The organism is Pseudomonas syringae (genome assembly GCF_021605415.1).
Lineage (GTDB): Bacteria > Pseudomonadota > Gammaproteobacteria > Pseudomonadales > Pseudomonadaceae > Aquipseudomonas > Aquipseudomonas syringae_S.
In genome coordinates this window covers 45,632-58,750 of record NZ_WKEQ01000018.1, presented here as the reverse complement: position 1 = coordinate 58,750, position 13,119 = coordinate 45,632, and the positions used below count along the sequence as shown (strand labels likewise).

11 protein-coding genes are annotated in these 13,119 nt (G+C 58.8%); 4 read left to right on the top strand and 7 right to left on the bottom strand.

Features of this window, described 5'->3' with window-relative positions:
- Positions 1-64: 64 nt before the first annotated feature.
- From GIW69_RS14670 to GIW69_RS14660, 3 genes are all read left to right on the top strand, one after another.
- Positions 65-676 (top strand): Yip1 family protein, encoded by a 612-nt coding sequence (locus tag GIW69_RS14670; protein ID WP_236483393.1) that lies wholly within the window; start codon positions 65-67, stop codon positions 674-676.
- Between the two features lie 24 nt (positions 677-700).
- Positions 701-2,035, top strand: coding sequence for a cation:proton antiporter domain-containing protein (locus tag GIW69_RS14665; protein ID WP_236483392.1), 1,335 nt, complete (start codon positions 701-703; stop codon positions 2,033-2,035).
- 191 nt (positions 2,036-2,226) lie between these two features.
- On the top strand, positions 2,227-2,523 hold the full coding sequence (locus GIW69_RS14660; RefSeq protein ID WP_236483391.1) for a hypothetical protein: 297 nt from the start codon (positions 2,227-2,229) through the stop codon (positions 2,521-2,523).
- A gap of 3 nt (positions 2,524-2,526) precedes the next feature.
- Here GIW69_RS14660 and GIW69_RS14655 read toward each other — a convergent pair whose 3' ends face one another.
- From GIW69_RS14655 to GIW69_RS14645, 3 genes are all read right to left on the bottom strand, one after another.
- Complete coding sequence (locus GIW69_RS14655; RefSeq protein ID WP_236483390.1) at positions 2,527-4,449, bottom strand: hybrid sensor histidine kinase/response regulator; 1,923 nt, start codon at positions 4,447-4,449, stop codon at positions 2,527-2,529.
- Positions 4,450-4,565: 116 nt separating this feature from the next.
- A complete protein-coding gene (locus GIW69_RS14650; RefSeq protein ID WP_236483389.1) occupies positions 4,566-6,851 on the bottom strand; it encodes an ATP-dependent DNA helicase in 2,286 nt (761 codons plus the stop codon).
- The gene (locus GIW69_RS14645) at positions 6,848-8,500 is read right to left on the bottom strand and encodes a VRR-NUC domain-containing protein (RefSeq protein WP_236483388.1); all 1,653 of its coding nucleotides are present in this window, start codon (positions 8,498-8,500) and stop codon (positions 6,848-6,850) included. Before GIW69_RS14645 ends, GIW69_RS14650 begins: the two co-directional genes overlap by 4 nt.
- Before the next feature lie 201 nt (positions 8,501-8,701).
- Here GIW69_RS14645 and GIW69_RS14640 point away from each other — a divergent pair, with 201 nt between their 5' ends.
- The gene (locus GIW69_RS14640) at positions 8,702-8,926 is read left to right on the top strand and encodes a YgdI/YgdR family lipoprotein (protein WP_236483387.1); all 225 of its coding nucleotides are present in this window, start codon (positions 8,702-8,704) and stop codon (positions 8,924-8,926) included.
- Between the two features lie 132 nt (positions 8,927-9,058).
- Here the strand turns inward: GIW69_RS14640 and GIW69_RS14635 are convergent, their stop codons facing one another.
- From GIW69_RS14635 to GIW69_RS14620, 4 genes are all read right to left on the bottom strand, one after another.
- Positions 9,059-10,144: a polyamine ABC transporter substrate-binding protein gene (locus tag GIW69_RS14635; protein ID WP_236483386.1), complete on the bottom strand. Its 1,086-nt coding sequence runs from the start codon at positions 10,142-10,144 to the stop codon at positions 9,059-9,061.
- Positions 10,145-10,213: 69 nt separating this feature from the next.
- On the bottom strand, positions 10,214-10,558 hold the full coding sequence (locus tag GIW69_RS14630; RefSeq protein ID WP_236483385.1) for a cupin domain-containing protein: 345 nt from the start codon (positions 10,556-10,558) through the stop codon (positions 10,214-10,216).
- A gap of 30 nt (positions 10,559-10,588) precedes the next feature.
- Complete coding sequence (locus GIW69_RS14625) at positions 10,589-11,995, bottom strand: FAD-dependent oxidoreductase (RefSeq protein WP_236483384.1); 1,407 nt, start codon at positions 11,993-11,995, stop codon at positions 10,589-10,591.
- Positions 11,996-12,046: 51 nt separating this feature from the next.
- Positions 12,047-12,862, bottom strand: a complete 816-nt coding sequence (locus tag GIW69_RS14620) for a helix-turn-helix domain-containing protein (RefSeq protein WP_236483383.1) — start codon at positions 12,860-12,862, stop codon at positions 12,047-12,049.
- Positions 12,863-13,119 lie beyond the last annotated feature (257 nt).

Genomic DNA, 13,119 nt, shown 5'->3' with positions numbered 1-13,119 from the left:
TGCATGACGGCCACCTCCATACGTTAAGACCCTTAACCGGGGAGCCGAGGATCAGGAGGTCGTCATGTCCGCACCTATCGTCAAACTGTTCACGCAACCGAACTTCGCCTGGACGGACATTCGCCGCGAAGAAGAAGCCCACCCGCGTCACTACATTGCCCATCTGCTGCTGTTGGCGTTGATTCCGGCGGTGTGTCTGTTCATCGGAACTGTGTATGTCGGCTGGAGTCTCGCGGCGAATGAAACCGTGCGATTGAGCAGTGCCAGCGCGGTGCAACTGTGCGTCATGCTGTACCTGGCGATTGTCATCGGGGTGGCGGTGATCGGCGGATTCATTCGCTGGATGTCGCGTTCCTTTGATACGCGGCCCACGCTCAATCAGTGCATCGGATTTGCCGCTTATACGGTCACGCCGTTTTTCATTGCCGGTATCGCCGGGCTGTATCCGAGCCGCTGGCTGGCCATTCTGGTGCTTGGCGCGGCGTCGCTGTATTCAACCTTTTTACTCTTCGTCGGCCTACCGACCTTCATGCATGAGCGCAAGGAACAAGGACTGCTCTACGCCGCAAGCGTCTGGGGCATCGGGTTACTGGTGATGGTGACGATCCTGGTGTCGATGATCTTGCTGTGGTTCGACGTGCTCACCCCCGAATATCTGCGAACGACGCTTGGTTAGTCCTGCGCCATCGGGCGCTCCGTCATGACGTTCATTATCTGGGTAGCCGTGCTCGGCGCGCTGTTGCTGACCCTGGCATTGACCTCGTCGTATCTGCGCTGGATGCCCGTCACCACTTCAGCGGTGTGCCTGGTACTGGGCGTCATCATCGGCCCGGCAGGATTCGATCTGCTGAGTCTGCCGCTGGACGACGCTTCGATCTGGATGGAACATCTCACCGAAGTCGCCGTGCTGTTTTCCCTGTTCGTCTGCGGATTGAAACTGCGCCTGCCGCTGGGCGATAAGCGCTGGCTGATCGCTTATGGCCTGGCCGGTCCGGTAATGTTGCTCACTATCGCCGGTGTATGCCTGCTGCTGCACTTTGGCTTGCAACTGGGCTGGGGATCGTCGTTGCTGATCGGCGCCATTTTGGCCCCTACCGACCCGGTGCTTGCGGCGCTGGTGTCGGTAAACGACGCCCGTGATGTGGACGGCGTGCGCTTCGGGCTATCGGGCGAGGCCGGGCTCAACGATGGAATTGCCTTTCCTTTCGTCATTTTCGGTTTGTTGCTGTTGCACACCGACGGTGATCCGCAATGGTGGACGCATTGGGTCTGGCGCGATCTGCTGTGGGCCGTGCCGGCGGGATTGTTGACGGGCTACTGGATGGGGCGCGGCATCGGGCGACTGACGCTGCTGCTGCGTATCCACAACGAAGACAGCACCCTGAGCCCCAACGACTATCTGGCGCTGGCACTGATCGCACTGGCCTATGTGGTGTCCGAAGCCATCGGCGGATACGGCTTTCTTTCGGTGTTTGCCGCCGGATTGGGTCTGCGCCAAGAAGAAGTCAGCTCCACGGGAAGCGACGAAGAGCCCGCCGAACATCAGGTTCAGCCGGTGGTCGGCCACCAGAACATTGCCCCTAAACACGCGGTACATGGCGACACCGAAAGCCTGGGCGACTCTCAGGTGGCGGCGGGCATCATGATGAGTGACATGCTTGCATTCGGCGGTCTTGTCGAACGTGCCATGGAAGTTTTTTTGGTGACGTTGCTCGGCGTGGTGCTGCTGCCTCATTGGGACTGGCGAGCGCTGTGGGTCGCTGGCGGGCTGTTTTTCTTCATCCGTCCGGTCTGTGTGGCCATCCTGCCCTGGGGGTCGCTGCTCGGCAGCCGTCAGCGCCTGTTGATCGGCTGGTTCGGAATTCGCGGGATCGGCAGCTTCTTCTATCTGTTTTATGCCCTGAACCACGGTCTGGATTCCTCGGTGGCCAAAGTCTGCACGGATCTGACGTTGTCCGTGGTGGCGCTGAGCATTCTGATCCACGGAATCAGCACGCAGCCGGTTCTGGCGCGTTACGAGCGGTTCAAGAAATAGTTTTCCTGATTTTTCCACGCAGCTTTATTGGCGAAATCATCGAATTTTCGTTTATAAAAAAATGAATCTGCAGGTGATCGAGAACGGTCACATCTTTAACCCCGACCGGTTTCACGCGTCGGGGGCCGGCAGGTTCAGTTCCCCTGCGGCCTCAGCCCATGAAAAGGAACCCGAAAAACAAGGTACAGGTCATGAAAGAATGCTCGTCTTCTGCGCAAATCAAAGCCTGCAGGGCCTTCGCGCTTGAACGCAATCGGTTGATGTTTGAAGAGGCGCAGGATCTCAATCGCGCTGCACATGACTTGCTGGACGGCAGTCATCTGGATGTCGAGTTGTTTGTTCGTTATCAAGCGATGCGCAGGAAAGCCGATCTGAAGTTCCAGGAAGCCATTGAACATCTGCAACTGTTGAATGAAGATTTCCCACCGATTCCGATGTCGGCGCACCCAATTGAAAATCTGCGCCCACAGTACGAAATGCATGCCTGAGGATCACTTGATCGATTTCGCAATGATCTCCAGGAGACTGAGCTGGGTGAAGGGTTTCGACAGCTTCGGCAGGGACGCCGCGAAACCCTCCAGCCGCTCGGCATAACCGGTGACGAGGATGATCGGCAGATCCGGCTTGAGCAGGCGCACGGCATGGGCCAGTTGCGCACCGCTCATGATGGGCATGGCCATGTCGGTGATCAACAGATCAACCACTTCTCCTTGATCGAACAGCGTCAGCGCCTGTTTCGCTGACGTGGCGCTGATCACCCTGTGGCCCAAGTCTTCGAGCAGCAGAACCGTGCTGGTCAGCACCAGGCTGTCATCGTCCACCACCAGCACACTGAGCCGGGGCACCGTTGATGTTTCAGTATGCGGATCCAAGGACATGGCTTTGTCCCCGCTGCTGGCCAGCGGCAGCCAGAGTTCGGCGGTAGTGCCACGGTTTTTCTGGCTTTTGAGGATGAAACGGCCACCCAGTTGCTCAATAAAGCCGTGCACCATCGACAACCCCAATCCCGTACCTTTGCCCAGCCCCTTTGTGGTGAAGAAAGGATCCATCGCCGACGCCAGTGTGGTTTCGTCCATGCCCTCGCCGGTGTCGGTGACACTCAGGCAAACATAGCGTCCTGCTGCCAGAGGGTTTCGACTCTGCTTCAACACCACTTCCGAACGGGCAGCGATGACCACGCTACCGCCATTGGGCATCGCGTCCCGGGCGTTGGTGGCGAGGTTGAGCACCGCAAGCTCCAGTTGATTGACGTCCGCAAGCACCGGTTCGATGTCATCGGGGAAGTTCGTTTCGATCCGCACCGTTGGCCCGAGGGAACTGCGCAACAGCCCGGTGATGCCTTTGATCAGTTGCGCGACGTCGACCGACTCGGTCTTGAGCTCCTGACGCCGGGCAAACGCCAGCATCCGCTGGGTCAGCGAGACACCGCGTAATGCCCCTTGGGTGGCGTTATCCAACAAGCGGGTGATTTTCGGGTTGTCGTTCACGCGCTTGCGCACGATTTCCAGGTTACCCAGGATCACCGTCAGCAGGTTGTTGAAGTCGTGGGCGATACCACCGCTCAGTTGGCCGATGGCCTGCATCTTTTGCGCCTGGAACAACGCCTCGCGGGTGGTTTCCAGCGCCTGTTGCGACTGGGTTACTTCCGTGATGTCGCGGGTAATCTTGGCAAAACCCAGCAAAGTGCCGGTATCGCCGCGAATCGGGTCGACCACCACGTGCGCGAAAAACCGCGTGCCGTCCTTGCGTACACGCCAGCCCTTGTCCTCAAAACGACCTTCGCGCCGGGCCATTTCCAGCGCACGTTGCGGGACGCCGAGATCGCGGTCTTCAGGGGTATAGAACAAAGAGAAGTGCTGGCCGATAATTTCCTGCGGCTGATAGCCCTTGATCCGTTGCGCGCCCTGATTCCAGTTGGTCACCCGACCTTCAGGGTTGATCATGTAGATGGCGTAATCGGTGACGCTTTGCACCAGCAGACGAAACTGTTGCTCGCTTTGCTTGAGGGTCTCCTCGGCCATCTTGCGGTCAGTGAGATCGCGGGTGATCTTGGCAAACCCGAGCAGTACGCCATCCGGGCCCCGGATCGGATCGATGACCACGTGACACCAAAAATGCGTGCCATCCTTGCGCACCCGCCAGCCTTCACCTTCGAAGCGTCCTTCTTGAACCGCCGTGTCGAGGGCGCGCTGTGGCAAACCGTTCGCGCGATCCTCGTGGGTGTAGAACCGGGAAAAGTGCTGGCCCAGAATTTCCGCTTCTTCGTAGCCCTTGAAGCGTTTGGCGCCGGCGTTCCAACTGGTGATGACGCCCGTCGGATCGATCATGTAGATCGCGTAGTCGATCACCGCATCGAGCAGCAGCCGCAGGCGCATGTCTTCGATCGAGGCGCTTTCAGTCTTCTCTTCACTCATCAGGCTCACCGCAGGCACTCATTACCAGGCATATGCGCAAACAGACGGATTGGACATCGGCCACGGCACATGAATATCAATGTGATACATGCCGAAGCGCATGTAAACCGTAGCATTTATCTCGCCAACCCGGCGGCGTCCTTCGCATGATCGAGCGCCCACCAGCGCGGCAGCAACTGCGTGATCCGGGTCTCGGCAAAACGGTCGTCGATCAGCATCACCACGCCGCGATCCTCACGGGTACGAATCACCCGCCCGGCTGCCTGCACCACCTTCTGTAAACCAGGGTACAGATAGGTGTAGTCATAGCCGGCGCCGAAGATGGCCGCCATGCGTCTTTTCAACTGCTCATTGACCGGATTGAGCTGCGCCAACCCCAAGGTGGCGATGAACGCGCCGATCAGCCGTGCCCCGGGCAAGTCGATGCCTTCGCCAAACGCGCCACCGAGCACGGCAAAACCGACCCCCTGGCTGTCGGCGGTGAACTGGTCGAGAAAATCCTGCCGCTGCCCTTCGGCCATGCCCCGTGACTGGCGCCACTGAATGATGTGCGGATGACGTTCGGCCAATAGCTGCGCCACTTGCTGCAAGTAATCGAAGCTGCTGAAGAACGCGAGGTAATTGCCAGGGCGCTCGGTAAATTGCCGGGCGATCAGTTCGACAATCGGCTCCAGCGATGCCTGCCGGTGATTGAAACGCGTGGAGATGCGGCTGACGATCTGCACTTGCAACTGCTCGGCGCTGAACGGCGACTCGACGTCAATCCACACCGTGTCGGCCGGCGTACCGAGCAGGTCGGCGTAATAGTGCCGGGGGCTCAAGGTCGCGGAAAACAGCACGGTGCTGCGGGCGGCGGTCAGCCGCGGCCGAATGAATTGCGCCGGCACCACGTTACGCAAACACAGCTGTGACAGCGGCCGTTTGCGGTCGAGATCGCGTTTACTGATATCGAACAGGTAATGCTCATCGAACAGCTCTGCAACCCGGCCGAATTGCAGCATGTCGAAATAGACCGTTTGCAAGGCGCTGTCGATACCCTGCGGATGATCGTTCAGGTAGTCGCCGATGCTTGCGCAACACAGGGACAGGGCGTAAAGCAGTTTTTCCGGGGCCTTGTCGTAGCCCTGATACGGCGCAAGCTGCGTGGCGTGCAGCGCGTTCCATTCACGATTGACCCGTTGCAGGGATTTCTTCAGCACCTCGGGCGCGGTTTTACGCACGCCAGCCAACGCCGCTTGATCGAGGCTGGCGCTGTACATCTGCCGACCGCGCTCGACCAGGTTATGCGCTTCGTCCACCAGCGCCGCGACTTTCCACTGGTTGAACTGGGCAAGGCCGAACAGCAGCGCGCTGAAATCAAAGTAATAGTTGTAGTCCGCGACCACCACGTCGGCCCATCGGGCCATTTCCTGGCTCAGGTAATACGGGCACACAGCGTGTTGGGCGGCGATGTCGCGCATGGCGGCTTGATCAAGCAGATTGACCCGGGCAGCGGCTTCGCGAGCGGCGGGCAAACGGTCGTAAAAGCCTTGGGCTAACGGACAGGACTCGCCATGGCAGGCCTTGTCGGGGTGTTCGCAAGCCTTGTCCCGAGCGACCATTTCCAACACTCGCATGGGTAATGTTTCGTTGCGATCAAACAGCACTTGGGCGGCATCCAGCGCGAGTTTGCGGCCGGGGGTCTTGGCGGTGAGGAAGAACACCTTGTCCAGTTGCTGTGGCGCCATGGCCTTGAGCATCGGGAACAGCGTGCCGAGGGTTTTGCCGATGCCGGTGGGTGCCTGGGCCATCAGGCAGCGCCCGGTGCTGACGGCTTTGAACACCGATTCGGCCAGATGCCGCTGCCCTGCTCGGAAATCGACATGAGGAAAGGCCAGCCCCTGCGCCGCCCGATTGCGGGCTTCGCGGTGGGCCATTTCCTGTTCGGCCCATTGCAGGAATGACCCGCATTGCTCCTCGAAAAACTGTTGCAGCACATCGGCGTCAAAGGCTTCGACCAGGCAGGTTTCCTTCTCGCTGACGATGTCGAAGTACACCAGCGCCACATTGATCTGCGCCAGATCAAGTTTGCGGCACATCAGCCAGCCATAGACTTTCGCCTGAGCCCAGTGCAACTGCCGGTGATTGGACGGTTGCTTGCCCAGATCGCCGCGATAGGTTTTCACTTCTTCAAGGCAGTTTTGTGCCGGGTCATAGCCGTCCGCCCTGCCCCTGACTTTCAGTTGGCGGAACTCGCCCTCCAGCAACACTTCGTTTTGATAGTCGTCACTGCGCCGCGACGCCACCGTGCGATGGCCGGCGATGCCTTCCAGCGCCGTGGGCGAAGGCGTAAAGCGCAGGTCGAGATCGCCGGTTTTCGCTGTGAACTCACACAATGCCCGCACCGCAATGGCGTAGCTCAAGCGCTGTGCTCCGACCATTGCACGTAGCACACGGTCACGGGCATTTGATGTTCATGACAGAACTCCAGCCAGCGCATCTGATTGTCCTGCAAGCGGTCGCCCGGGCCTTTGACTTCGATCATCCGGTAGGTTTTGCGCTGCGGCCAGAACTGGATCAGATCCGGCATGCCGGCGCGATTGGCCTTGATATCGAGCAGCAATCGATTGAACCAGTGCTTGAGGTGTTCGGCCGGCAGGCAGGCCAATGCCTGTTCCAGCAAGGCTTCGCTCAGGGCGCCCCAGAACACGAACGGCGATTGCACGCCCCACTTGCTGACGAATCGTTCGCGGATCGTGTCGGCATAACGGCCATCATCGAGTTCTGCCATGCACGCCTGAAACAGCGCCGCGCGGCGCTCCTGAAAGTCTTCATTGAGTAAATCCACCGGCCCGCGCTGGAACGGGTGAAAAAACGCTCCCGGCAGCGGCGCAAAGATCGCCGGCCAGCACAACAGGCCGAACAGTGAGTTGATCAGGCTGTTTTCCACGTAATGCACCGGGCCTTCGTCTTCATGCAGATGCGCCTGCACATGGAATTCCACGGTCAACGCCGGATCGACCCGGGGCAGATGCAAATCAAGGCGCACCACCGGTCTTGGCGCCGCACGTTTGAGCGCCGGCCCGCCGAGTTTGCGCCGCAGACGCGGGAGTATGCGTTGCAGGCCTTGCTGTTCGGCGGCGCTTTCCGGGCATTGATCGGCAAGCGTGCCCAATTCAAGTGCCAATGCATACTCCTCGGTACGCTCCAGCACTCGAATCATCCGCAAACGTGCGCCGGGATAGGCGCAATCACGATAAATGCGCAGCGCCAGGGCGAATTCGGCAATGCGTTCGCAATACTGGCCGATCTGGAACAACGCCTTGCCGCGACGGCGCTGCAACCATGGGTTGGCGAAATCCAGGGCGCCGATCTGCCGGGCAATGTCTTCCAGCGGCTCTCCGGCTTCGAACCGTTGCTGGCAGTCATGCAGAAACAGGCAGGCATCTACGTCGGCGCGACTGCGCAGGCCTCGGGAGTCAGCACAGAATTCGACTTTTTCGTAGGTAAATATGCCGAGGTCGGCGAGGACGAATTCTGACCAGTCCTGGTGGAGATTGCCAAAAAACATCAACCGCAAGCGGTCGCACAGATCCATGAGCGTCAGGCTGAACAAGCGGTCGTCGAGATCCGGGCACCAGTCACTGAAGCAGCGCTCATCAGGAAAACGCTCGGCAAGCAGCGGCAGCCAGTCGGCCTTCTTGCCCTTGGGCTGGTCGATGTCAGCCTTGAACGCCAAAAGGATTTCCTCCTTGAGCAGCACCTCGAATAACTGCGCCATCGCCAACGGCGCCTGTGCGTCGATCCAGCCGCGCGCCAGCAACGGTTGCGCGGCGAGCGCGATGTCGCCGATTTCCGGATAACTGAGCTTGCCGAGACGAAAATGCACACCCTTGCGCATCACCATCCTCACCAAAAGGCCTTGGGGCGCTTGTGGCAGTGTTTTGAAATCACGGATGAACGCGTGCTCCTCGTCGCTCATGACATCAGCATAGCGAAGCTCAAGCCAATCAAGCACTTGCCGGAAGTTGTTGAGGTAATAGAACGGGTCGTCGAGGGGGTTGGCAGTCACGGTGATTCGAAGCCATCGGGAAGCGGATACTGGTTATGCGTACAGATACCAGTTACGGCCCGCATGAAGCAAACGGAAAAAGATCAGTGGCGCTATCAAACACGTTTTTTTCCTGATCCATCGAACTTTTTCGGGCACCGTGGCACCAACCGGACAAGCACGATGAGAAGGCCGCCAGCGGTCTAATGAATAGAGGTGGGTATGACAATCAAAACACTGGGCATTCCAATGGCAATCGCAGCCTTGCTGATTCTGGGTGGTTGCTCGACTCAAACGGTAGTCACGCTGCAAAACGGCACTCAGTACCTGACCGAGGACATGCCCAAGACCGAGACTGACGATGGCTTCTACGAGTTCGAAGACATCTCCGGCGCCAAAGTGAAAGTACGCGCCGATGAAGTCGCCACGGTGCGCAAGGAAGATTAAAACCGCACTACCAATCCACTGTAGGAGCTCTCGAATGCAACGAGGCTGCGATCTTTTGATTTTGATTTTTTAGGATCAAAAGATCGCAGCCTCGTTGAGCTCGTCAGTTGCTACAGGGTGGCGGCGGCGTGGTTAGCTACCCGTCCGAATCTTGTTCCATACGCGGGTGCGGATGCGGTCGATGTTCAGCGGCATCGCTTCGAGAGCGAAGAGCTTGCCCATCATCTCGGGGCTCGGATAAACCTTGGTGTCATTCTTGATGGCAGGGTCGATCAGACGATCTGCTTGCTCGTTACCGTTGGCGTAATGCACGAAATTGGTGATATCAGCCATCACATCAGGGCGCAGCAGATAGTTCATGAAGGCGTAACCGCCCTTTTCGTCCGGGGCATCGGCAGGCATGGCGACCATGTCGAACCAGATCGCTGCGCCCTCTTTCGGAATGGCGTAGCCGATCTCGATGCCGTTCTTGGCTTCCTTCGCGCGGCTTTCCGCTTGCAGGACATCGCCGGAGAAGCCGACTGCCACGCAAATATTGCCGTTGGCCAAGTCACCGGTGTACTTCGAGGAATGGAAGTAACTGACGTAAGGCCGCACTTTCAACAGCAGCGCTTCGGCTTTCTTGTAGTCCTCGGGATTTTTGCTGTGGTGTGGCAGACCGAGGTAATTGAGGGCGGCCGGCAGCAACTCCGGGCCATTGTCGAGGATGGCGACGCCGCATTTCTGCAGTTTTTGCATGTATTCGGGTTTGAAGATCAGATCCCAGGAATCGACCGGTGCGTCATTGCCCAGCACTTCCTTGACCTTGGCAATGTTGTAGCCGATGCCGGTGCTGCCCCAGAGATACGGGAAGCCGTGTTCGTTACCCGGATCATTGGTCTCTAACGCTTTCATCAGTACCGGGTTGAGGTTCTTCCAGTTTGGCAATTGACTCTTGTCGAGCTTTTTAAGCGCCCCACCCTGAATTTGTCGCGCCATGAAATGGTTGGAGGGAAACACCACGTCATACCCGGAATTGCCGGTCATCAACTTGCCGTCGAGAGTTTCGTTGCTGTCGTAGACATCGTACATGGCACCGAAACCGGTTTCTTTCTCGAAGTTCTTCACGGTTTCCGGCGCGATGTAGCTCGACCAGTTGTAGATTTTCACCGTTTCGGCGGCATGACTGAGGGAGGCGACCAGCAACAGCGGCGCCAATGCGAGAGTTTTCTGGATCATGGGGCGATTCCTGTAAGGGCTGTTTTCTGTTTTGTTCGGCAGGCAATCAAAGATCGAAAAATCGGTGAATCAGAAAATCAAAACGTAGGTCTTGCGCACGGTTTCCTGGATGTCCCAGATACCGAGGCTGTTGGCTGGCAACATCAGTGCATCGCCGCCTTGTATGTGCAGGGTTTCGCTACCGTCGTCCGGAGTGAACGTGCAATGTCCGGAAATGAAGTGGCAGAACTCCTGAGCAACGATCTGCCGACGCCAGCGCCCGGGCGTGCATTCCCAGACACCCGTTTCGACGCCGTCGTCGCGCTCGACGCTGGTGGTCGAAGCAATCGCCACCGGCGTGCCGAGGGGAACGGCCACCGGGTTGGATTCGTCCAGAGGCAGGGTCGCGGTGTTTTTGAATTGGGTGATGCTCATGGCGTTTCCTGTTTATGTTGAAGTCGGTGTTTAGTGCATGAAACTTTCCATGAAACCGGCGACCTGGCTGGCAAGCTTGCGCCGCCACGGAGCTGTCGCCGGGTTCGCCAGGGTCTGGTCTTCATGGACGAAGCTTTTGATGATTGCGTTGTAACCGAGCCAGCGGCAGGGCTCGGGCTCCCAGGCACGCAGTGCGTGAATGCCGCCGTCGGGCAGCACCCATGGCTGATGCACCAGCTCGGAATCACGCTCGAGAATAAGATCGGCCAAGGTGCGACCGCCGAGATTGCTCGCACCCACGCCCTCCCCGCCGTAACCGCCAGACAAGGCTATGCCGTTGGCGCGATCACAAAGCATGTGCGGTCTGAAGTGGCGTGACATGCCGAGGTTGCCGCCCCACGCGTGAGTGATCTGCACGTTTTTGAGCTGCGGGAACAGTTCACCGAACAGATAGCGGCGCAACTCGACTTCATCACGCGTCAGGTCGAAGTTGTGGCGTAGATTGCCGGCGAATTGGTAGCCGCCCCGAGCGCCAAAGACCAGGCGATTGTCTGCGCTGCGCTGGCCGTAGGTGACTTGTCGGCTGAATTCGCTGAAAGCCTGGCCGCGACTGAGGCCGATCTCATCCCAAGTCGCGGTCGAAAGCGGTTCGGTGGCGACGATCAGACTTTGTACCGGCAACTGATAACGGCCCAGCGGCGGCAGCGTGACCGAATAGCCTTCGACGGCCGGCACGATCCAGCGGCTGCGAACCGTCGATGAATCCGTGCGCAGGCTGCCGGGCTGCCAGTGGGTGACCGGGCTGTTTTCGTAGATTTTCACGCCCATGGCCTCGACCGTGCGGGCCAGACCGCGCACCAGTTTCGCCGGCTGGATCGTGGCCACATGGGGCGCGTAAATACCGCCGTAAGGTCTGGCAATGCGGATTTGCTGCGCCAGTTGCTCGGGGCTGAGCCAGCGGTAATCGTTTTCGGTCAGGCCTTGGGCATGCAGCGAATCAAGGTATTCGCGCAGATGGGTTTCCTGTTCCGGGTAACGGGCCGCGCAATACAGCACCCCGCCCTTGCGGTAGTCGCAGTCGATGCCCTCACGTTCGAGCACGAGTTCCACTTCATCGGGAATGCTGTGCAGCAAGTCGAACGAGGCGCGACGTTGTTCCGGTGACAATCCGGCGAGCAAGCGATCTTCGCCCAGCAGATTCCCCATCAGCCAGCCGCCATTGCGGCCGGATGCGCCGAAACCGGCGGTTTGCGCCTCGATGATGGCGATGTTCAGGCCGGGCGCCTGTTTTTTCAGGTAGTAGGCTGTCCAGAGTCCGGTGTAACCGGCGCCGATGATTGCCACATCGACGTCCAGATCACGTGCCAGCGCGGGACGTGCGAGCAATGGCTCGTCGAGTTGATCCATCCACAAACTGATAGTGCGCCACGCCGGCATGCAAGACTCCGCCACTGAAATGTTCGATGGCGTCGATCCTAGTGCGGCGGCTCAGGTGTTGTCTTGCGCGCGTGCCCGCAAAGAAATTTGTTTGACGTAGGCCTTGGGTGACTGGCCCGTGTGCTGACGGAAACAGCTATAGAACGCCGATAACGAGTTGAAGCCGGCGGCAAACGCCAGTTCATCAATGCGCAGTGGCGGCGTGGCGTTGTCAAGCGACCGCAGCAAATGCTGCAACCGAGCCTGGTTGACGTAGCGATAGAAACTTTGCCCTAACACCTGGTTGAGCAGGTAGGAAATCTGGTTGCGGCTGTAGCCGCACTCTTTTGCCACGCGTTGCAAATCGAGTTCGGGGTCGAGGTAGGGTTGCTGGCGTTCGAAGTACTGCTGCAGATCGTCTGCCATGAAACTCAACTGACGCGGCGACAACCCGAGACGGCTTGCTGCTGGCCGCTGATTGACCGGGGTCGATCCGGTCGCCTGCTCGCGCACCAGCGAGGCGTACTCGTTGACGCGCCAGATCAGGCCGTCCTTGACCGTGATGGCTTCGCTGGACCGGAACGACACCAACCCGTCGCCGCCACGCAGAGTCACTTCGTACTGGATGAACGCTGTGTTGCCGTCGATGCGGATGCGGTCACAATGCTCCAGCGCCTCATCGGATTCGCGCGGCATGCTGACGCGTACGTATTCGCGCAGCTCATTCAGCCCTAGTACGCGGTTCTGGAAGAAGTCGTTGTATTGGATATCCTCGTGATAAAGCGCCATCACCCCGTCCAGGTCACGGTGTTTCCAACACAGGTGGTAGCGCATGACCGTCTCGGCCGTGGCTTTGCTCTGCTCGGGGCCGTCGTTGGCAGCGTGCATAGGGGACTCGCGAAAAAAAACCGACTTTGCCCAACTTCAAGCTGCGCAGCAATGACAAATCCGTACTGGCACTTTGGCGATTAATGCGCCTTGCGTGACACGAATCAAAAAAAATCGAGCAATCCGCCGGACGGACTCAAAAAATCCACAGTAGTTTCACATCGGGGTGCTACTTTTAATGGCAGTCACCGGTTGAGCCAATGAAGGCTCTTCCCACCTAAGATGGGCAAAAGGAAGCGCTCGATGAAGCAGGCGGG